This window comes from Roseateles aquatilis, assembly GCF_002205645.1.
Taxonomy (GTDB): Bacteria; Pseudomonadota; Gammaproteobacteria; order Burkholderiales; family Burkholderiaceae_C; genus Roseateles; species Roseateles aquatilis.
The window spans coordinates 154,722-173,976 of sequence record NZ_NIOF01000007.1; the positions used below are offsets into that span (position 1 = coordinate 154,722).

18 protein-coding genes are annotated in these 19,255 nt (G+C 66.6%); 2 read left to right on the forward strand and 16 right to left on the reverse strand.

The genetic code is table 11. The annotated features are described in order from the left end of the window. Positions 1 to 70 precede the first annotated feature (70 nt). The gene (locus CDN99_RS16585; protein WP_088385992.1) at positions 71 to 2,392 is read right to left on the reverse strand and encodes a catecholate siderophore receptor Fiu; all 2,322 of its coding nucleotides are present in this window, start codon (positions 2,390 to 2,392) and stop codon (positions 71 to 73) included. Positions 2,393 to 2,746: 354 nt separating this feature from the next. Then, complete coding sequence (locus CDN99_RS16590) at positions 2,747 to 3,733, reverse strand: TerC family protein (RefSeq protein ID WP_088385993.1); 987 nt, start codon at positions 3,731 to 3,733, stop codon at positions 2,747 to 2,749. A 317-nt stretch (positions 3,734 to 4,050) separates the two neighbouring features. On the opposite strand from CDN99_RS16590, the gene CDN99_RS16595 reads away from it, so the two are divergent. Then, positions 4,051 to 4,407 carry a phage holin family protein gene (locus CDN99_RS16595; protein ID WP_088385994.1) on the forward strand — a complete coding sequence of 119 codons (357 nt, stop codon included), beginning with the start codon at positions 4,051 to 4,053 and terminating at the stop codon, positions 4,405 to 4,407. A 111-nt stretch (positions 4,408 to 4,518) separates the two neighbouring features. Here CDN99_RS16595 and CDN99_RS16600 read toward each other — a convergent pair whose 3' ends face one another. Continuing rightward, positions 4,519 to 6,036, reverse strand: a complete 1,518-nt coding sequence (locus CDN99_RS16600; RefSeq protein WP_238139558.1) for a M48 family metalloprotease — start codon at positions 6,034 to 6,036, stop codon at positions 4,519 to 4,521. 124 nt (positions 6,037 to 6,160) lie between these two features. Here CDN99_RS16600 and moaC point away from each other — a divergent pair, with 124 nt between their 5' ends. Further along, positions 6,161 to 6,643 (forward strand): cyclic pyranopterin monophosphate synthase MoaC, encoded by a 483-nt coding sequence (gene moaC, locus CDN99_RS16605; protein WP_088386151.1) that lies wholly within the window; start codon positions 6,161 to 6,163, stop codon positions 6,641 to 6,643. 25 nt (positions 6,644 to 6,668) lie between these two features. Here moaC and CDN99_RS16610 read toward each other — a convergent pair whose 3' ends face one another. The 13 genes from CDN99_RS16610 to CDN99_RS16670 form a co-directional block, all read right to left on the reverse strand. Further along, the gene (locus CDN99_RS16610; protein ID WP_088385995.1) at positions 6,669 to 8,459 is read right to left on the reverse strand and encodes a PglL family O-oligosaccharyltransferase; all 1,791 of its coding nucleotides are present in this window, start codon (positions 8,457 to 8,459) and stop codon (positions 6,669 to 6,671) included. A 78-nt stretch (positions 8,460 to 8,537) separates the two neighbouring features. Next, entirely contained in the window at positions 8,538 to 9,314 is a 777-nt protein-coding gene (locus CDN99_RS16615) for a pilus assembly protein (RefSeq protein ID WP_141100832.1), read from the reverse strand. Next, positions 9,305 to 10,702: an O-antigen ligase family protein gene (locus tag CDN99_RS16620; RefSeq protein ID WP_088385997.1), complete on the reverse strand. Its 1,398-nt coding sequence runs from the start codon at positions 10,700 to 10,702 to the stop codon at positions 9,305 to 9,307. Before CDN99_RS16620 ends, CDN99_RS16615 begins: the two co-directional genes overlap by 10 nt. Positions 10,703 to 10,773: 71 nt before the next feature. Then, positions 10,774 to 11,196, reverse strand: a complete 423-nt coding sequence (locus CDN99_RS16625; protein ID WP_088385998.1) for a pilin — start codon at positions 11,194 to 11,196, stop codon at positions 10,774 to 10,776. A gap of 296 nt (positions 11,197 to 11,492) precedes the next feature. Then, a complete protein-coding gene (locus tag CDN99_RS16630) occupies positions 11,493 to 12,275 on the reverse strand; it encodes an MBL fold metallo-hydrolase (RefSeq protein WP_088385999.1) in 783 nt (260 codons plus the stop codon). Positions 12,276 to 12,515: 240 nt separating this feature from the next. After that, positions 12,516 to 13,172, reverse strand: coding sequence for an FHA domain-containing protein (locus CDN99_RS16635; protein ID WP_088386000.1), 657 nt, complete (start codon positions 13,170 to 13,172; stop codon positions 12,516 to 12,518). 39 nt (positions 13,173 to 13,211) lie between these two features. After that, positions 13,212 to 14,006: a Stp1/IreP family PP2C-type Ser/Thr phosphatase gene (locus CDN99_RS16640; protein WP_088386001.1), complete on the reverse strand. Its 795-nt coding sequence runs from the start codon at positions 14,004 to 14,006 to the stop codon at positions 13,212 to 13,214. Continuing rightward, positions 14,003 to 15,073, reverse strand: a complete 1,071-nt coding sequence (locus tag CDN99_RS16645; protein ID WP_088386002.1) for a serine/threonine-protein kinase — start codon at positions 15,071 to 15,073, stop codon at positions 14,003 to 14,005. The genes CDN99_RS16640 and CDN99_RS16645 overlap by 4 nt, the downstream gene beginning before the upstream one ends. 18 nt (positions 15,074 to 15,091) lie before the next feature. Next, complete coding sequence (locus CDN99_RS16650; RefSeq protein WP_088386003.1) at positions 15,092 to 15,823, reverse strand: TerC family protein; 732 nt, start codon at positions 15,821 to 15,823, stop codon at positions 15,092 to 15,094. A gap of 187 nt (positions 15,824 to 16,010) precedes the next feature. Then, a complete protein-coding gene (sucD, locus tag CDN99_RS16655) occupies positions 16,011 to 16,904 on the reverse strand; it encodes a succinate--CoA ligase subunit alpha (RefSeq protein ID WP_088386004.1) in 894 nt (297 codons plus the stop codon). A 26-nt stretch (positions 16,905 to 16,930) separates the two neighbouring features. Then, complete coding sequence (sucC, locus tag CDN99_RS16660; RefSeq protein WP_088386005.1) at positions 16,931 to 18,091, reverse strand: ADP-forming succinate--CoA ligase subunit beta; 1,161 nt, start codon at positions 18,089 to 18,091, stop codon at positions 16,931 to 16,933. 25 nt (positions 18,092 to 18,116) lie between these two features. Continuing rightward, positions 18,117 to 18,599, reverse strand: a complete 483-nt coding sequence (locus tag CDN99_RS16665; RefSeq protein WP_088386006.1) for a DUF2889 domain-containing protein — start codon at positions 18,597 to 18,599, stop codon at positions 18,117 to 18,119. An 84-nt stretch (positions 18,600 to 18,683) separates the two neighbouring features. Beyond that, on the reverse strand, positions 18,684 to 19,199 hold the full coding sequence (locus CDN99_RS16670; protein ID WP_238139559.1) for a regulatory protein RecX: 516 nt from the start codon (positions 19,197 to 19,199) through the stop codon (positions 18,684 to 18,686). Positions 19,200 to 19,255 lie beyond the last annotated feature (56 nt).

Consider the following 19,255-nt stretch of genomic DNA (forward strand, 5'->3'; position numbering starts at 1 on the left):
GCCTGGACGGCAGAAGGCCCGCCCCTGCCGGGGCAGGGACGGGCCGGTCTCGTACGCTACCTCAAAGCGCTCAGAACCCGATGTTGGCCATCAGCGTGACCGCGCGCGGAGCGCCCAGCACCAGGCGGCCACCGCCGTTGTTCAGCGAGGACATGTAGTCCTTGTCGAACAGGTTGGTGACGTTCAGCTGCAGGTTGACGTTCTTGTTGACGCGGTAGGCCCCCATCAGGTCGACCACGGTGAAGGCGGGCAGTTGCGGCAGGCCGGTCGAGTTAGGCTGGGCCACGGTGACCACGCGCTTTTGCTCGGCGGTGTGGCGCACGCCGCCGCCGATGGTGAAGTCACCCCACTGGTAGGAGTTCCACAGCACGGCGGACCACTTCGGCGTCCAGCGCACGCCGTCGGTCACGACCTGGTTGGGCGCGGTGGCCGTCGAGGCGGCACGCTGGTTGATCTGCTTCGGATCCATGGTCTGGAAGCCGGCGGTGATCTGCCAGAAGTTGGTGATCTGGCCCACGGCGGCCAGCTCGATGCCCTGCACGCGGGTCTTGCCGCCTTGCGTGGCGAGGTTGGTCACCGGGTCCACGCTGACCTGGCCGTCGTTCTCGCTGCGGTACAGCGCGGCGGTCAGGTTCAGGCGCTTGTTCAGCAGGTCCCACTTCGTGCCGATCTCGTAGTTCTTGGTCTCCTGCGCGTCGGCGGTGCCGGCGGTCTGGCCGGCGCCGCTCAGCGTGAAGTTGGCGCTGCCGGGCGGCGTCAGCGAGTTGCCGGCGGCGGCGTACACGGTGCCGTTGTCCGCGAGCTTGTACAGCGCGCCGACGTTCCAGCTGGTGATCCACTTGCCGGCGGAGAACTTGGCGTTCGTCACGACGTTGTTGGCGAGCGTGCCGGTCGTGGTGCGGATCGTGTAGTGCTCGGTGCGCAGGCCCAGCGTCAGCTTGAAGGCGTCCGTCAACGACAGCGTGTCCATCGCGTAGATGGCCTGCGTGCTGGTGCTGCCATCGGTGTCGGCGCCGGTGGCGAACGGGGTCGGCAGGCTGTCGGCGGTGCTGGGGCGATACAGGTTGGCGTAGGTGATGGTCTGGCCGGTGGTCGCGAAGCCCTTGGTCTGCTGGCTTTCGTACATCAGCTCGATGCCGGTGGCCAGGTCGTGCTTGACGCCGCCGGTCTGGAAGCTGGTGTTCAGCGTGGTCTGGTTGGCCAGGATGTCGTTGGTCTGATCGACGCGCTGGCGCGAGCGCGAGATCTTCCAGGTGCCCGGATCCGCCGTGACGATGCCGGTGGTCTGCGCGTCGCCGGCCACCGGGGCCGCGAAGATCGTGATGATGCCGGTCAACGTGCGGTCCATGTGCGTGCGGCCGTAGCGGGCCACGTTGCGCACGGTGGTGCCGCCGCCCAGGTCCATCTCCAGCTTGGCGGTGACCATGTCGGCCTTGACCTTCTCGCGGTCGCTGGCGCTGCCGTAGAAGTTGTCGCTGTTGACCTTGGGCGCGGCGAGCATCGCGGTGGCCACCGCGGGCGCGACCGTCGGCGCGACGGTGTAGCCCGGCCAGCCGATGGCGGGGATGCCGCCGTCCGGCACGTTGTTCTGGCGCACATGCTGCGAGAACAGGAAGAAGCGGGTGCTGGAGCCCAGGCCGAAGGCCACCGACGGCGCGATGCCGTAAGTCTTGCGCTTGACGAAGTCGCGGCCCGGCACGCCGTTGTCCTGCCACACCGCGTTCAGGCGCACGGCGGTGCCGTCCATCACCTTCTGGTTGGTGTCGACCGAGATGCGCTTGCGGCTGGCGTCGCCGACGACGAACGCGCCTTCGGTGAAGCTGTCCAGCTGCGGCAGCTTCGAGATCAGGTTGATGTAGCCGGCGGACGCGCCGCGACCGGTGTCGGCGCCGGCGGGCCCCTTCACCACTTCGATCTGCTCGACGTTGAAGACGTCGCGGGTCACCGCGCCCAGGTCGCGGATGCCGTCCACGAAGGTCGAGGTGGCGGCCGAGAAGCCGCGCATCTGGAAGGCGTCGCCGGCGGAGGTGTTGCCGTTCTCGCCCAGCTGCATCGTGATGCCGGGGGTGTTCTGCAGCGCGTCCATCAGCGAGACGGCGCCCTGCTCGCGCAGCACTTCCTTCTTGATGACCTGGATGGTCTTGGGCGTTTCCAGCAGCGGCTGCGTGAGCTTGGACGAGGCGCTCCGGTCGGCCTTGTAGTCGGACTGGGCGGTGCCCTCGACCTTCACCTGCGGCAGGTACGGAGCGCCGGAGGCGGAGGCCGTCGCCTGGGCGGCATCGGCGGGGGCCGGAGCGTCGGCGGCGTGCGCCGTCAGCGGCAGGGTCAGGCTGGCGGCCAGCGCGGCCAGGGGGGCCACCGCGTGCTTGCGGCTCTTGATGTAGCGGGACATGGAAACGTGCTCCGAGAGGGAATGTTGTTTTGACGAATCTGGCTCTGCTGGCTGCACGTTGGTGGCGCCGTCCCGCGCTTCATGGCGCATGGTGACGGTGCCTCCTCCCTGGTCGCGACTGGCTGGCGGAAGTGGTGATCAAGTCCGTCGCCGGACTCGAAGGCCGCAAATGCTAAGCATTCTCATTTGTATGTGTCAAAGAAATGCAGCATTTCTCTCGTTGCGCGTGGCGCACTTGCGACGGTCGAGGGGGCTCCGCCCCAAAAGCACGACACCCGCGGACGCTGCGCGTCACGCGGGTGTGAAGAGGTGGGCCGGGGTGCGCCCCGGCCGGGGGAAGGAATCAGGCGGCCGTCAGTTCAGCGCCTCCGGCTCGCCGTCCTTGCCTTGCGGCAGACGCGGCGCGGTGCGCAGGCTCAGCCACATCGTCACCGCCAGGATGCCGATCACGACGCCCAGCGACAGCAGCACCGGGATCTTGATGACGTCGATCAGCATCATCTTGCCGCCGATGAACACCAGCACCACCGCCAGGCCGTAGCTCAGCAGATGGAACTTGGACGCCATCGCCGCCAGCAGGAAGTACATCGCGCGCAGGCCCAGGATGGCGAAGATGTTGGAGCTCAGGACGATGAACGGATCGGACGTGATCGCGAAGATCGCCGGGATCGAGTCGACCGCGAAGATCACGTCGGTCAGGCCCACCAGCGCGATCACCAGCATCATCGGCGTGGCGATGCGCTTGCCGTTCTCAAGCGTGAAGAAGCGTTCGCCGTCGAAGTTCTTGCTGACCGGCAGCACCTTGCGCAGCAGCTTCAACGCGGGGTTGTCCTCGAGGTCCGGCTCCTGGCCGGCCGCCCACCACATCTTGATGCCGGTGATCAGCAGGAAGGCGCCGAACAGGTACAGGATCCAGTGGAACTGCGCGATCAGCCAGCCGCCCACCAGGATCATCACCGTGCGCAGCACGATGGCGCCGATGATGCCCATCATCAGCACCCGCTTCTGGTAGGCCGCCGGGACCGAGAAGTAGGTGAAGATCATCAGGAAGACAAAGATGTTGTCGACCGCCAGCGATTTCTCGATGAGATAGCCGGTGATGAACTCGAGCGCCTTGGTGTTGGCCAACGCCGTGTCTCCGGTGCCGTCACGCACGGCCCACCACAGCAGACCCATGAAGGCGACGCTGAGCGCCACCCAGACCAGCGACCAGTTGACCGCTTCCTTGACCGAGACCTCGTGCGCGCCCTGCTTGCGCAGGACGACGAAGTCCAGGAACAGCGAGACGATGACGATGCCGACAAAAACCGCCCACAACCAGGTGGGCACGATCGTGCTCATGTGCACTCCTTGCAAAGTTGGACAAGCATGCGCTTGTCCTCAGCCAACGACAACGCGCGACCGGCGCCATCCCGGGAGGACAGCACACGAAAACGCGGTGAGGCCGAAAGGTCTTGCAAGGCTGGAAGCGGCGCGTCCTCGCGGGACGCGGATCCAGGTGCAGGGCCCGGCTGCCTTCACGGCAACGTACTGACGGACCACTGCCGCGGCCTGCGCCGCGCGGCTACTCCCCTTTCGGTAAGGTGCGGATTATCCTGGTCAATGACGATCTTCAAGTTCGCATTTTCCTGTCATCGACAGCCGCTATGCTGAGAGACATGAAAACGCTGACCCGTTGGATGCTGTTGGCCGCCGCGCTGCTGCTGGTGGCTCACCTTTACCCTGGTGTCCAGGTGAAGGGTTTCGTCACTGCGCTGATCGCGGCGTTCGTGCTGGGGCTGTTCAACACGATCCTGCGCCCGGTGCTGGTGTTGTTGACGCTGCCGGTGACGCTGCTGACGCTGGGGCTGTTCCTCTTCGTCATCAACGCGCTGCTGTTCTGGGCGACGGCGTCGGTGCTGGACGGCTTCACCGTCGCGGGCTTCAGCGCGGCGCTGATCGGCTCGCTGATCTACTCGCTGTGCGGCATGGCGATCGACGTATTGATCGAGCGACTCTTCCCCGACACCGAATGACGGGACCCCGCGCGCGCGGCGCATGACACCGCCCGCCCACGCCTGCGCGCGCCATGAAAAATGCCGCTCCCATCGAGCGGCATTCTTGTGTGCGCGTCGTGCTCTCGATGCTCAGGGCTCGGCGCCCGGCGGCACGCCGCGCGGGTACATCTCGGCGAGCATCTGGCGCTGCTCGTAGACCAGCGCGCGCAACCGCGCATCGATCACCGACGCCTCGATCTGATCCGAGTCCTTGGCCCGCGACTGCCGCAGCGCCGACCGCAGGCGATCGATCGCGCCGTTGATGTCGCCCAGCGCCGCGCGCGACTCGCCCTGCGCGCGCACCGACCGCAGCGGCTGGCCGAGCTGCTGCCACAGCGGCGAGATCTCCTGCCAGCCGAGAGCGTCGTTGGCATGCAGGCTGAGGTGGGTCTGCAACTCGTCCGCGACGGCGCGCTTCATCTCGGGACGCGGGTCCGCCTGCGCCAGGTCGGCGCGCATCATCAGCATCGGCCGCGAGCGCTCGCCCTTGAGCGCGTCCAGCGCCGCGAAACCAGCTGCCGTGTTGCCGCGCGCCAGCTCCAGCTCCGCATGCAGGTAGACCAGCAGGCGCTTGGCGCCCGGATCCGCGCCGAGCAGTCCGGCCAGCGAGTCCGCCGTCTTCAGCGTGGCCTCGGCGCGCGAGAACTCGCGCAGCTTGATCGACGCCAGCGCGCTGGTGTAGCGCGCCGCCAGTTGATCGAAGTTCTGCACCTGGCGCGAGCCCGCGTCCAGGCCCTGCAGCGCGCGCCAGGCCTCGGCGCGCTGGTCCATCAGCACGCGCGAGCGCGCCGCCATCAGCGCGTGCTCGGAGGTGCCGACCAGCTTGCCCGGCGCCGTCGTGCCCAGCCGCGCACGCGCCTCGCCGATCCGCTCGCTGGTCAGCGGGTGGCTGCGCAGGTAGGGGTAGGAGCCCGAATCCATCAGGTGGTAGGCCTGCTCCATGCGCTCGAACATGCTGGCCATGCCGGCGCTGGCGAAGCCGGCCTGCGTCATCACCTGGAAGCCGACGCGGTCGGCCTCGCGTTCCATGTCGCGCGAAAAGTTCAGCTGCGCCTGCGCCGCCGCGGCCTGGCTGCCGACGATGGCCGCCTGGGCGCCGTCGATGCTGCGGCTGCGCGCGGCGGCCAGGATGCCCAGCAGCAGGCCGGCGGTGGCCAGCAGGCTGGTGCGGGCGTCGCCGACGATGCTGCGCGCGATGTGCCGCTGCGTCACGTGCGAGAGCTCGTGGCCGAGCACCGACGCCAGCTCGTCGCGGGCCCCCGTCATCGCGATCAGCCCCAGATGCACGCCGATGTAGCCGCCGGGCAGCGCGAACGCGTTGACCGACTTGTCGCGCACCAGGAAGGCCTCCCAGGCGAAACGGTCGTTCGTGTCGTCGCTGATGTTGCCGAGCCGGCGCGCCGCGCTGACCAGCGGCTGGAAGGTGCCCTCGACATATTCGAGCAGCAACGGATCGTCGATGTAGTCGGGGTCGATGCGGATCTGGCGCATCACCTGGTCGCCGAGCTTCTTCTCGGCGCCGATGCTGACGTCGGCCGACACCGAGTCGCCGAGCGCCGGCAGGTTCACTTGCGCCATCGCGCCCGGCAGCATGGCCTGGCTCAACAAGGTGGCGCTCAGCAGCACCGCGAGGCAGCGCTGGGCTCTACGGGGGGTATTCACTCGCTTCAAGGGATCTCCAAGACCACGAATATCATGGCGCCTGTATCGTTTCGCGATTGTGGCCGCTTCGATGAACTCGCCTCTGACCCATTTTGACGCCCAGGGCCAGGCCCACATGGTGGACGTTGCCGGCAAGGATGTCACGCACAGGGTGGCTCGCGCCGCCGGCCGCATCCGCATGAAGCCGGAAACGCTGGCGCTGATCCGCGGCGGCACCGCGAAGAAGGGCGATGTGCTCGGCATCGCCCGCATCGCCGCCATTCAGGCCGCGAAGCGAACTTCCGATCTGATCCCACTGTGCCATCCGCTGCCGATCACGCGCGTAGCGGTCGACTTCGAGCTGGATGACACGGCGACCGCGGTCGTCTGCACGGCGCAGGTCGAGACGCTGGGCCGCACCGGCGTCGAGATGGAGGCGCTGACCGCCGTGCAGGTCGGCCTGCTCACCGTCTACGACATGTGCAAGGCCGCGGACCGCGGCATGGTGATGGAGCAGATCCGCGTGCTGGAGAAGCATGGCGGGAAGTCGGGCGATTGGACCGCGGAGGTTTGAGCCGACCCGCACGCCTGGGCGCAAGTCAGCGCAGCTCGCGGAAGCTGTACGGCAACTGTGGCGGCTCGCATTGGAACGGTCTGGGCGCACCGTCGATGGTGGCCAGCACGTCGCACTCTTCCAGCCATTCGTCGCTGCCGCGGTTGTTGAATTCCTTCAGCCGCTGCACCACGTAACGCGCCTTGTCGGTCTGGCCGACGGCGTTCAAGGACTTCGCCCAGGCCATCATCAGACGCGTGTCGATGAGGTGGTGGCCGGTGCGCTGCGCCGCGGCGAGCGCCTCGGGGCCGGGCGGCTTCACCGTCGCCTCGGCGTAGTCGGCCTGTAGAGCGAACAGCGGCGAGCGCTGTCCTTCGGCGATGCGCTCGTCCAGCGACGCGGCGCCCTGCGGCGGCGCATAGATGTGGACGATGCGCAGGTAGTCGGCGACCACCAGCGGCACCAGCGCCGTGGTCACGATGCCGAGCGCCGCCAGCACGGGGCGTCGAGCGGGCCCGGCCGCGATCGTCGGCCCCCCCGCCAGGCACAGGCCGAACGCCAGTGCCGCGGGCAACAGGAAGTAGGCATACCAGAGGGGGTACTCGAACAGGCTGTGCAGCCCGATCATCGCCACCAGCATGAATGCGCAGCGCGTGCCCGCGCCACCGCGCCAGGCCAGCGCCAACGCGCGCCACAGGCCCCACAGCAACAAGCCCAGCACCAGCAGGCCAAGCGGCAAGCCCATCTCGACCAGCAACTGCATCACGATGTTGTGCGTGTGGTCGAAAAACGCGACCGGACGGTCGGGGAACGGCGTCATCGTCCAGGCGAGATTGAAATCACCCCAGCCACTGCCGGTCAGCGGATAACGCATCAGCAATTCAGCGGCATTCTTGAGGATCGCAAGTCGGGACGGCGAGCCGGCGCCTTCCTCCGACACGCGCGACTGCGCACCGAACGCGTGATGGTGGGCCTCGGTGTACCAGCCGACCAGCCACCAGCTGACGGCGAACATCACGATCGTCGACATCAGCGCGATGCGCACACGGCGATCCAGGCGGGCATCGAGCAAGCCCCACAGCGCGAGCAGGCCGATGCCGATCATGCCGGTGCGCGATGCGCTGAGCAGCACGCAGAACACGAACAGGAACAGCAGCACATGCAGCGCGACGGTCGCGGCGAGCGTGCCGCGCAGCCGGCGCAGCAGCCAGCCCCCCTGCGCAAGCCACACCGACGCCACGCAAGCCCACATCAGCAGGCTGGCGAGGTGATTCGGCTGACGCATGTTGCCGACCGCGCGCCCGACCAGGCCCGATCGGGCGATGAAGTTGCCGTCCGCCAGCGCCGGAAAGAACATCTGCACGAAGCTGACGATCACGCTCAGCAGCCCCGCGCCGACGAGCGCGACGCAGAACAGCGTCAGCAGCTCGTCACGCAGGCCCTGCGCGACGGCACGCCCCGTCTGCACGGCGAGCAGCGCGCCCAGCAGCATGGCGGCGCTGGTCAGCGCCATGGACCACGGCAGGTGGTGCGTCATCGGCGCGGCCAGCGCGACCACGGTCATCAGCAGCAGCCCCAGCGACACGCCGTCGACGCGCCAGCCCGGCAGCAGCGAGCGGCCCCAGGCGAGGCCGGCGACGGCCAGCCCGAGACCGGCGAAGGCCAGCAATTGGTTGTAGAGCGTCGCGGACGGCGTCTGGTTGTAGGCCAGCAGCGGCGCGAGCGTCACGCCGATCAGCAATCCCAGCAAGGTCAGGATCTGACGGTGCGGAGCGTTGGACGAAGCGTGAGGATCGGCGAGGGGGTCGGCGGCGGGCAACGTCGCGGCGAGCGTCATGGACGGTCCGGGGTCGTGGGGACAGGGCGGAACTCTAACGCGGGGACGGGGCCGTCCCCGCCGCGGATCGTCGGGCCGTCAGAATCCGTCGATGGGGGCGAAGCCGACGACATCCCCCGTTGTGCGGTCCACCAGCACCGACCAGTCGGTGCGGCGCGCCAGCATGGGGATGTAGAGCAGCCGCTCGGGGGGCAAACCGGTGCGCTCGGCGGCTTGCCGCACGTCCTGCTCACCCGTCGGATGGGGCTTGAGCCAGTCGACGAGCGGCTTGCCCACGGCCAGCGCGCGACGGCGGGCATCGGCGTCCCAATGCCGCCAGTACTTGGGGCGGGCGCCGAGGTCCACGCCGGCCAGGCCCATCATCACGGCGTCGAAACGTTCGTCACCCTCGGGCTGCGCCACGCCGACCAGTCGTGGGCCGGTCAGCGAGAGCGAGCGCAATCCCTCCGGTGCCTTGTCCAACTCGACAACCGCGACACCCGCCGCGATCGATACACGGAAGCGGTCGTTCTCCAGCGCGAGCACCACGGGCCTCGCCGCGTACACGGTGTGCACGCCGTAGGCCAGCGCGGCCAGTTGCAGCACGACGATGATGGCCATGTCGCGGCGAAGCTCGCGGAGGGGCTTGCGGATGTCGAAGATCACCAGGGTGATGAGCGGACCCATGATCACGTCCACCGTCATCACCAAAAGCAGCAGATTCTCGCCACCGGAAACGATCCGGTACGGCCAGGGGTACCAGACCAATAACACCACCGCGGCCACCGTCGCGGCGACAAGCAGGCAGCTGATCAAGTGCAGGGCGGCGGCCCGCCCGCGTCTGACCCAATCGCGGTGTGAGGCCGTCAGAACCATCCATGCTCCCAGAAACGTGGGTTGCGGGACGCCAGACCGCGCGGCACCGACGGCTGTTCCGCCGTAAGGAGCGCAGGCACGGGCAGGCTCATCAGTTCCTGCAGGCTCTGAAGACTGAGCAGCAGCAGCGCCAGGCAAACAACCCAGCGAGCCGCCGAGCTTCGCGCCAATCCGGACGCAGCGACACCGGGCGAGATCCCCGACTTCGCCCGATGAAACCAGGCGGCCATTCCGATGGCCATCGCACACCAGAGTTGCGACAGCGGCATAACAAATGAGCCTGAGAACAGCGCATCCACCAGCACGGCCGCCATGGTGCCGACCATTGCGGCGGCAAGCTCGTTCTGCGCTGAATCTGAGCCGCCTTCAAGGCGGATCGCACGCGTCACTCGTAAAAGTGACCACCCGGCGCGACACAGCAGCGCGAGTACCAGCCCTGCGGCAAAAACCCCATACTCGCAAAGGATCTGCAGATAGGCGTTGTGCGGGTGCGCAGCAACGGAGTTGGGCGAATCCGCGAAATGCATTGGTCCCACGCCCAACCACGGCGCGCTCCACCATAGCTGCAGCGCGTGCCGGATCAGATAGTTCCTGAAGTTGAGCTGTGTCAGCGCCTCGATCGACGTGAACTCGTCCAGCGTGCGCGGCCAATCCCACGCGACGTAGGTCATCCCAATGCCGCCAATGGCTAGCACGAGCAGCAAAGTGAATGAGAACCGAAATGCGCGACGCCCAAGGATGATCAAAGGCACGAGGGTCGCCGCCAGCGTTGCCAACACCGAGGCCCTCGCATTGCAGAAGCCGAGGATGCCGCAAGCCATGGTCGCCGCTATCAGCGCCACCCATCGCTGCAAAGGGCGCACTGGTCGCCAGGTCGCCGCCAGGATCAGGAGCGGAATCGCCACTGATTGACAGTGATTGAGAAAGCGGGGGTTATCGAAGCCGACTACCAGATCGTAGGTGTAGATCGTCGCGCCCGCGGACACGGCCAAGACCAGCGGTACGTAGACGACCAGGCCATATCCGAACGCCGTCGCTGCCAACACTGTCAACAGCATGCGTAGGCGCTGTTCCGACAGCGCGTCACGAATGGCGAGCGCGAAGACGATCAGTCCGGCGGCGACCGTCACTTCGCGCGCCGCTATCCATGGGTGATGCGCCATGGCTGCAGACAGCAGTACGCACACTGCCAGCGCCCAAGCCATCCATCCCGCCATTCCGGGAGCAACGGGGCGACCTCGCCGGCCCCAGGCCCAGACAACGGCACAGCCCGTCAGCATCATTACCTCGACCACACGGCTGTAGTCGTGAGCGCCAAAACGGTCAGACACGAGCAATGTCGTCAGCGGAATGATCCAAAGCGCGCCGGCAGCGAGGAGAGGCAACATGACAGGCGCGGAGTGTGCAACAAAAAAAGAGCCCCGAAGGGCTCTTTCATCTGGCAAGAATCTGATCAGGCTCAGCTACCGGCCTTGCAGCTGGCGGGCACGAACTTCTTGTCGATCGTGGTGTCGCAAGCCCAGTTCAGCGATTCGCCGCCGGTCGTGACGGTCGGGGTCAGCGTGATCGTCTTGGTGTCGATGCCGGTGCCGATGCCTTGAGCCGTGGCGGTGACCTTCGTGCCGTCCCAGCTCACGCTGGTGACGTACTGGCTCTTGATGTTGTCGGTCGGGATCTGCGTCGAGCTGGGGATCGACGACTTGACCGTGTAGAACTCCTGAATGGCGGCCTTCGGCTGGGTGGCGGCAGACATCACTTCAGAGACCTTGGTCTTCTTGATGTAGTCCGAGTAAGCCGGCAGGGCCACGGCGGCCAGAATGCCGATGATCGCGACGACGATCATCAGTTCGATCAGGGTGAAACCTTGTTGGACGCGCTTCATGGAGAGACTCCTGAGGAAAGAGGGGTTGGGTAGAGACGTACCCCTTGAATGCAGGGGTCGTGCCAGGCAAATTCCTCAGTCGATTCGTGATCGACCTCACGACCTGTCCGCTTCGGCCAGAGTTCAAGTGACGATTTTTGTCAGTCACCCTGCCCAAGTTTGTCACTCGGCATGTCGCTGACAAAGTTTGTCAGATCGCCTTGGCGTCGCGACGGCGCATCGATTTCAGGCGCCTGAAACGACACCGCCCGCGGCGTTGTCCGGCGCGGGCGGCGACTCGGCGAGATTCCAGAGCGTCAGCCGAGATCGAATTCCTGGAAGTTCTCGAGCGCCGACATCCGATGCACGCTGCGCAACGCCATCACCGCATCCATTACCGCGGCGCGCTCGCCGGGCTTGATGTGCGTGATGTGGACATCGATCGCATCCGGCAGTTTCACCAACTCCTGGCCCAACGTCGTGGGGCAGAGGTGCTTGCTGATGCCGGCGAGCTCACACTCGTCGTCGCCGAAGGCGCATTCGATGACCAGGTGGGCCAGCTTGATCTCCGACAAACGCTGCCATAGCGCGGGGTTCGGACCCGTGTCGCCGGTGAACACCCAATGGCCGTCCTCGCCGCCGTCGACGGCGAAACCGACCGCCGGCACGGTGTGCGCGGCGCTGAGCACCTCCACGCGCCGGCCCCGGCCCAGGACCAGTCGCTGGCCGACGGCGAACGGATGGAAGCTCAGCGCCGGCCGCTCGGCCGAGGGCAGGCGGGTGAAGTCCGGCCAGATCACGCCGTTGAAGATGTGTTGTCGCAGCGCCTGGAGCGTCTCCGGCAGCGCGTGCACCTGCACCGCCGGTCGACCGGCCTGGGCGCGGCGACGCTGGACCGTGTCGGCGAGCAGGCCGATCGACATCACGTGGTCCAGATGCGAGTGCGTCACCAGGATGTGATCCACCTGGGCCATCGCCTCCACGGTGAGCTCGGCCACGCCGCTGCCAGCGTCGATGAGCACATCGTCGTCGAGCAGGAAGGAGGTGGTTCTGTAGCCGGCCGCCAGGGCGCCGGCGCATCCGAGCACGCGAATCTTCATGGCGGGACTTTAGAGGGTGGCCCGCGCCGCGCTAAGCGCCGAATCCGCGAATCGGGGACTTATTGCCGTCGCTTACGCGCCCCCGCCAGGATGCCGTGAAAACCTGCACGCGCGTAGGTGATCGCCTGACGGCATCGAATCGCCTCGATACAAACCGGCGACGGAAACGGGCCGCGATATCGAGGGGGCACGCGGCAAAAAGGGGCCTCGCGGGCCCCTTCGATGCGATGCGGCGGACGTTCAGACCTGGACGAACTGCATCTGCGTGCCGGCCAGTTCGATGACGTCGCCGTTCTTCAGCGGGACCGATTCCGCCGTCAGCGGTGCGCCGTTGACCACCGGCCGGGCGCCGCCCTCGACGTGCGCGAACACATACCCGCTGGGACGTTTCGTGATCGACGCGACCTGGACGCCGGGCTTGCCGACGGTCGTCACGACCTTGGTGAGCGTCACTTCACGGCCCGCGGCCGGACCGTTCAGCACTTTGATGGCCGCTGGCGTCGACGCCACCGGCGCCGGGCCGAGCCCCCCGAACGAGGACGGCAGGCCGAAACCGCTGCTCGGCGCGGTGCCAGGGCGCAGGATCATCGTCTTCTCGTAATCGGCGTTGTCCTCGACCAGGTACTTGATCTTGTACTTGCCGACCTCGATCACGTCGCTGTGCGACAACAACTGCTTCTTGATGGCCTTGCCGTTGATGTAGGTGCCGTTCGTCGAGTTCAGATCCTCGATGAACACGTCCGAGCCGACCATCTGCAGCACCGCGTGCTCGCCGCTGACCGCGAGGTTGTCGATGACGATGTCGTTGTACGGCCTCCGGCCGAGCGTGGTCTTGTCCTTGGTGATCTGCACTTCCTTGATCACCACGCCGTCCAGCGACACCACCAGCTTGCCCATGCTTGACCTCGAGTCCTGTCTTATTTGTAGCGGGTCGCCTCAACGGCGCCCATTGTTACGACTGAATGGCCACCATGCCCATGGCTTGGTGCGACTTTCCGCGCGAACCAGAACGATCGCAATATTATCCTTGCCGCCCATGTCATTGGCTGCATCGACAAGCGCCTGGGCCGCCTCGGGCAAGTCGGTGTGGCTTTGCAACACCTGTGCCATGCTGGCGTCATCGACCATGTCGGACAGCCCGTCGCTGCACAGCAGGATCTGGTCACCGGGCAACAGTTCGTGCTGATGGACTTCCAGCATCACCGTATCCTCGACCCCGACCGCGCGCGTCACCAGATTCTTGTTACTGGAGAAAACAGCTTCCTCGGGGGTCAGCAGACCAGCATCGATCTGCTCCTGCAGTAACGAATGGTCACGCGACAGCTGCATCAGCTGACCATCACGAAGCCGGTAGGCGCGCGAGTCCCCGACATGCCCCAGCAGCAGACTTTGCTCGCGAAAGACCGCCAGCACCAGCGTCGTACCCATGCCGGCGTAGCGCGGATTCGTGTTGGCGGCGTTGAAGATCGCGCGGTTGGCGTTGTCGACGCAGATGTCCATCGCGCGACGGACGTCGACATCCGTCGCGTGCTGCCCGGCCTCGGCCAACCAGCGCCCGAGCTCGGACTTGATGAAGGTCGTCAGCATCTGGCTGGCAACCTCCCCGGCGTTGTAGCCACCCATGCCGTCCGCCAGGACCGCCAGCCCCACGCCTGGCTCCAGCGCCACCGAGTCTTCATTGTTGTCGCGCACACGCCCGGTATCGGTGGCGCTGAAGAACTCCAGGGTCATGTCTTGCTGGCGGGATCGGCTGGGGGAAAGGGATTGTGCACTGCAGCCTGGGACTGTAGCCGTAAAGTTTCCTCGAATGCCTGTCCCGCTGGTGGGGGGGTTGTGGCGCCGGTGCTATTGGCCAGTTCGGCCGGAATCTGCCCCAGCACCGCCTCCAGATCCTGCGCCAGGGTGGCACCGCGCTGGTAACGCAGCTCGGGGCGCTTCTCGAGGGAGAGCGCCACGACCAGGGCCAGCGATTCCGGCAACTCGGCGCGTAGCCGCCGCACGTCCGGGGCCGGCTGATTGGCGATCTGATGCATCAACGAGGCCATCGACTCGGTCTGGTGAGGCAGGTTGCCCGTCAGCAACTGGAACAGCATCGCCCCCAGTGAATAGAGGTCACTGCGTCCATCCACCTGCAGGCCGGCGAGTTGCTCCGGGGACATGTACGACGGCGTACCGAGCACCAGGCCCGTCCGCGTGCGGCTGCTATCGGCCACGCGGGCGATGCCGAAGTCCATGATCTTCACGCTGCCGGACTCGCGATCCAGCATCACGTTGGCCGGCTTGATGTCGCGGTGGACGACACCGTGGCTGTGGGCGTAGTCGAGCGCGCGGCCCAGCCGGGCGCCGAGCAGCAGCACCTCCCGCAGCGGCAGCAACTGGCCAGGGCGGGTGTGGTGGCTGAGGTCCTGGCCGACGACATACTCCATCGCGATCCAGGTGTCGCCGGCGCTTTCGCCGGCATCCAGCACGCGCAGGATGTCGGGATGCTGAAGATGCCGCGCCGCGCCGGCTTCGCGCATGAAGCGATCGCGAACGTCGATCAGGTCTTCGGGCGCGAATTCGCGTTGCAGCGCCAGCCGCTTGATGGCGATGGTCTCGCCGGTGCGGCGATCCACCGCCTTGTTCACGACCGCCATCGCGCCCCGGCCGATCTCGGGGCCGAGCTCGTAGTCGTCGAGCGCCACGCCGGCCAGTCGCGGCAGCGGTTGCGTCGTCGGCAAGGTGCTGGACGCACCCGTGCGGTCGCGATCAGACGCGCCCCGGCCCAGCAGTCGCTTCAGGAAGCCGGAGGCGCTCATGACATGGCGGGCCTTTCGTCAGGCTGCGGACGGGCGGCGCGCGGCGAGCACCTTGCCCACGGCCAGCACGAACAGCGCGCCAGCCACGCCCAGGCCGTAATAGACCTGCGGAAGCACTTCGGTCGTCCCGGCCTTCGCGCCGGCCTGCATCGGCACCCAGCCGTTGAGCGCCGGATCGGTGACCACCATCGTGCCGGCGATCCAGCCCAGGAGCATCGCGCCGAGCGTGATCACGAGGGGGAACTTGTCCATCAGCTTGATGACCAGCTGGCTGCCCCAGACGATGATCGGGATCGACACCAGCAGGCCGAAGATGACCAGCGGCATCTGGTGCGTGCCGCCCGCGCCTTCGGCGGCGCCGGCGATCGCGATGACGTTGTCCAGGCTCATCACGAAGTCGGCCACGATGACCGTCTTCACCGCGCCCCAGAGCTTGTCGCTCGCTTCCATCTTCGAATGGTCTTCGTCGTCCTCGGGCAGCAGCAGCTTGATGCCGATCCACAGCAGCAGCACGCCGCCCACCAGCTTCAGGAACGGCAGCTTGAGCAGCGTCAGCGCGAAGAAGATCAGCACCACGCGCAACACGATCGCGCCGGCGGTGCCCCACAGGATGCCGCGGGTGCGCAGCGCCGGAGGCAGCTTGCGGCAGGCCAGCGCGATGACGACGGCGTTGTCGCCGCCGAGCAGGATGTCGATCATGATGATCTGGCCGACGGCAAGCCAGAACTCGGGGCTGGTGAACATGTCCATGAGGGGGAACCCGCCGGGCGCATCGGCAAGCGAAGGCCCAGTCTAAAGCGTTGGAGGGAGAAACGAGCGAAGGGGCCGCGAGGCCCCTTCGTCATTTCGGGTGCGGACGAATTGTCCGCGCCGGCCCCCGGGGGCTCCGATGCGTGGAATTACGCACCAGAGGGTACCCGCAGGTTTTTCCTGTCGCTTACAGCAGGCTCTTGAGCAGCTTGCCCATTTCCGACGGGTTGCGCGTGACCTTGAAGCCGCACTCTTCCATGACGGCGAGCTTGGCATCGGCGGTGTCCGCGCCACCCGAGATCAGCGCGCCGGCGTGGCCCATGCGCTTTCCGGGAGGGGCGGTGACGCCGGCGATGAAGCCGACCACCGGCTTCTTCATGTTGGCCTTGCACCAGCGGGCTGCTTCAGCCTCGTCCGGGCCGCCGATCTCGCCGATCATGATGACAGCGTCGGTGTCCGGATCGTCGTTGAAGGCTTGCATCACGTCGATGTGCTTCAGGCCGTTGATCGGGTCGCCGCCGATGCCGACCGCCGACGATTGGCCCAGGCCGATCTCGGTCAGTTGGGCCACCGCCTCATAGGTCAGCGTGCCGGAGCGCGAGACCACGCCGATGCGGCCCTTGCGATGGATGTGGCCGGGCATGATGCCGATCTTGATCTCGTCGGGCGTGATCAGGCCGGGGCAGTTGGGGCCCAGCAGCAGCGTGCGCTTGCCGCCGGCGGCTTCCTTGGCCTTCATCTTGTTGCGCACTTCCAGCATGTCGCGGACGGGAATGCCTTCGGTGATGCAGATCGCCAGGTCCAGGTCGGCCTCGACGGCTTCCCAGATCGCGGCGGCGGCGCCGGCCGGCGGCACGTAGATCACCGACACGGTCGCGCCGGTCTGCGAGGCGGCTTCCTTGACGGTGCCGTAGATGGGGATCTCGGAGAACTTCTCGCCGGCCTTCTTCGGGTTCACGCCCGCGACGAAGGCGTTCTTGCCGTTGGCGTAGGCCTGGCAGCCCAGGGTGTGGAACTGACCGGTCTTCCCCGTGATGCCCTGGGTGATGACCTTCGTGTCCTTGTTGATGTAGATGCTCATGTCGAATTCCTTGAAGGGTCTGCGGCTTACTTGACGGCGGCGACGATCTTCGTCGCGGCTTCGGCCATGGTGTCGGCGGCGATGATGGGCAGGCCGGATTCGGCCAGCATCTTCTTGCCCAGTTCTTCGTTGGTGCCCTTCATGCGGACGACCAGCGGCACGGACAGGTTCACGGCCTTGCAGGCGGTGATCACGCCCTCGGCGATGGTGTCGCACTTCATGATGCCGCCGAAGATGTTCACGAGGATGCCCTTCACCTCGGGATTCTTCAGCATGATCTTGAAGGCTTCGGTGACCTTCTCGGCGGTGGCGCCGCCGCCCACGTCCAGGAAGTTGGCCGGCTCGCCGCCGAACAGCTTGATGGTGTCCATGGTGGCCATCGCCAGGCCGGCGCCATTCACCAGGCAGCCGATGTTGCCTTCCAGCGAGATGTAGGCCAGGTCGAACTTCGACGCTTCGACTTCAGCCGGATCTTCTTCGTCCAGGTCGCGGTAGGCGACGATTTCCGGGTGACGGAACAGGGCGTTGGCGTCGAAGTTGAACTTCGCGTCCAGGGCGATCAGGTTGCCCTTGGAGTCGCAGTTCAGCGGATTGATTTCAACCAGCGACGCGTCCGTGTCCATGTAGCACTTGTAGAGCTTGGCGAACAGGTCGACGGCCTGGTCCACCGAAGCGCCGGTCAGGCCGATGGCCGCGGCGATCTTCTTGGACTGCTCGGTCGTCAGGCCGGTCAGCGGATCGATCATCTCGGTGATGATCTTTTCCGGGGTGCTGTGGGCGACTTCCTCGATGTCCATGCCACCTTCGCTGGAGGCGATGAAGGCGACCTTCTGCGTGCCGCGGTCGGTGACCAGCGAGACGTAGAGTTCATTCTTGATGTCGGCGCCTTCCTCGATGTACAGGCGACGGACCTTCTGACCGGCCGGGCCGGTCTGGTGCGTGACCAGCTGCATGCCGAGGATCTGCTCGGACAGGCTCTTCACCTCGTCCAGGCTCTTGCCCAGCTTGACGCCGCCGCCCTTGCCGCGGCCGCCGGCGTGGATCTGCGCCTTGACCACCCAGACCGGGCCGCCCAGCTTCTGCGCGGCTTCGACCGCTTCTTGCACCGTGAACGCGGGAATACCGCGCGGCACCGGCACGCCGAACTGGCGCAGGATTTCCTTGCCCTGGTACTCGTGAATCTTCATAGGGAGGTCTCGCTTGATGGATGAATCAGGAAGAGGCCGCCGATGCCGCGGACGCACCGCGGAACCAGCGAGGGTGATGAGTTTGCACCGCTGTGCCCGGCACCCGATCGGCGTGGAAAGCGGCATCCAGGGCGTCCACGTCGGGATCCACGATCAGCGAGAGCCGCATGTCATGCGGCGGCTCGCCGATCTTGCGCGGGCCGGAGGCCGACGGTGGATCGCGATGCTGGAGGTCCAGGCGCTGCGCTTGCGCATCGAAGAGCCCGTCGTCGCAACCATAGACCTGCGCGTCGAGGGTTCGACGGTGCGGCAGATGGCGCTCGGGGGAGGCGGAGGAAGACATAAAACCGATGCAAACACGCAAAAACAGGCCCGCGGACAGACGCCGGCGGGCTGGTTTGCGAAGCCGCCAATGTAGCATGCTGCGTTGCATCAAGGCTTTCAGGCGGTTGCGACGCGCACCGGCGACGGCCTTGGTCGCCTCAATGCGGTGCGAAGCGAGGGCCAACGCACGCCGCGAGCCTGTAACGACGTCGTAACTTCACCACGCCGCGCGGCGTTCGACTCGCCAGCGCGGGTCAGGCGCCCCGTCTCAGGCGTCAGGGTCGATGTCGGCGGCGACCTGCCGGACTGCCCGCCTCACGACGTCGGACCCGAACCCTCGCCCGATCAGGAAACGCATGCGTTTCGCCTCGGCCGCCGCGTCGGCGGGTGCCGTGGCGCCAAACTTCCGGCGGAGCAGGTCACAGGCACGCTCGAGTTCCCCGACCGCCAACTGCGCGCGCTGCTCCACGTCGAGGCTCAGCCCATGCTGGGCCAGTTCTTGCTCGATGCGCCGCTGACCGAATCGCTGGGAACGGACATGGATGCGCGACTCGATGAAGCGCGATTCGTCCAGATATCCGTTGGCCTGCAGCCAGACCAGCACCGCGTCGACCTCCTCGCCCCGTGCCTCGGCATTCGGAGCGCCGTCGTCATCGGTGTCCTCACCGACCTCGTGTTCATTGCCGCCATCCGCGCCCGCCGCCAACCGCGCATCTCGATCACGCGCGATGCGTAGCAGCTTGCGTCGCAACTCCATCGCGCTGTGTTCGCGTTGCGCGAGCAACGCGACCGCACGAGCCTTCAAGGACAGCGGCTGCGCAGACGTGCCTCGCACGCCTC

Coding starts and splice junctions, on each gene's coding strand:
- CDN99_RS16585 (WP_088385992.1), bottom strand. CDS start 2,392: ATGTCCCGCTACATCAAGAGCCGCAAGCACGCGGTGGCCCCCCTGGCC.
- CDN99_RS16590 (WP_088385993.1), bottom strand. CDS start 3,733: ATGAGCACGATCGTGCCCACCTGGTTGTGGGCGGTTTTTGTCGGCATC.
- CDN99_RS16595 (WP_088385994.1), top strand. CDS start 4,051: ATGAAAACGCTGACCCGTTGGATGCTGTTGGCCGCCGCGCTGCTGCTG.
- moaC (WP_088386151.1), top strand. CDS start 6,161: ATGAACTCGCCTCTGACCCATTTTGACGCCCAGGGCCAGGCCCACATG.
- CDN99_RS16610 (WP_088385995.1), bottom strand. CDS start 8,459: ATGACGCTCGCCGCGACGTTGCCCGCCGCCGACCCCCTCGCCGATCCT.
- CDN99_RS16615 (WP_141100832.1), bottom strand. CDS start 9,314: ATGGTTCTGACGGCCTCACACCGCGATTGGGTCAGACGCGGGCGGGCC.
- CDN99_RS16620 (WP_088385997.1), bottom strand. CDS start 10,702: ATGTTGCCTCTCCTCGCTGCCGGCGCGCTTTGGATCATTCCGCTGACG.
- CDN99_RS16625 (WP_088385998.1), bottom strand. CDS start 11,196: ATGAAGCGCGTCCAACAAGGTTTCACCCTGATCGAACTGATGATCGTC.
- CDN99_RS16630 (WP_088385999.1), bottom strand. CDS start 12,275: ATGAAGATTCGCGTGCTCGGATGCGCCGGCGCCCTGGCGGCCGGCTAC.
- CDN99_RS16635 (WP_088386000.1), bottom strand. CDS start 13,172: ATGGGCAAGCTGGTGGTGTCGCTGGACGGCGTGGTGATCAAGGAAGTG.
- CDN99_RS16640 (WP_088386001.1), bottom strand. CDS start 14,006: ATGACCCTGGAGTTCTTCAGCGCCACCGATACCGGGCGTGTGCGCGAC.
- CDN99_RS16645 (WP_088386002.1), bottom strand. CDS start 15,073: ATGAGCGCCTCCGGCTTCCTGAAGCGACTGCTGGGCCGGGGCGCGTCT.
- CDN99_RS16650 (WP_088386003.1), bottom strand. CDS start 15,823: ATGGACATGTTCACCAGCCCCGAGTTCTGGCTTGCCGTCGGCCAGATC.
- sucD (WP_088386004.1), bottom strand. CDS start 16,904: ATGAGCATCTACATCAACAAGGACACGAAGGTCATCACCCAGGGCATC.
- sucC (WP_088386005.1), bottom strand. CDS start 18,091: ATGAAGATTCACGAGTACCAGGGCAAGGAAATCCTGCGCCAGTTCGGC.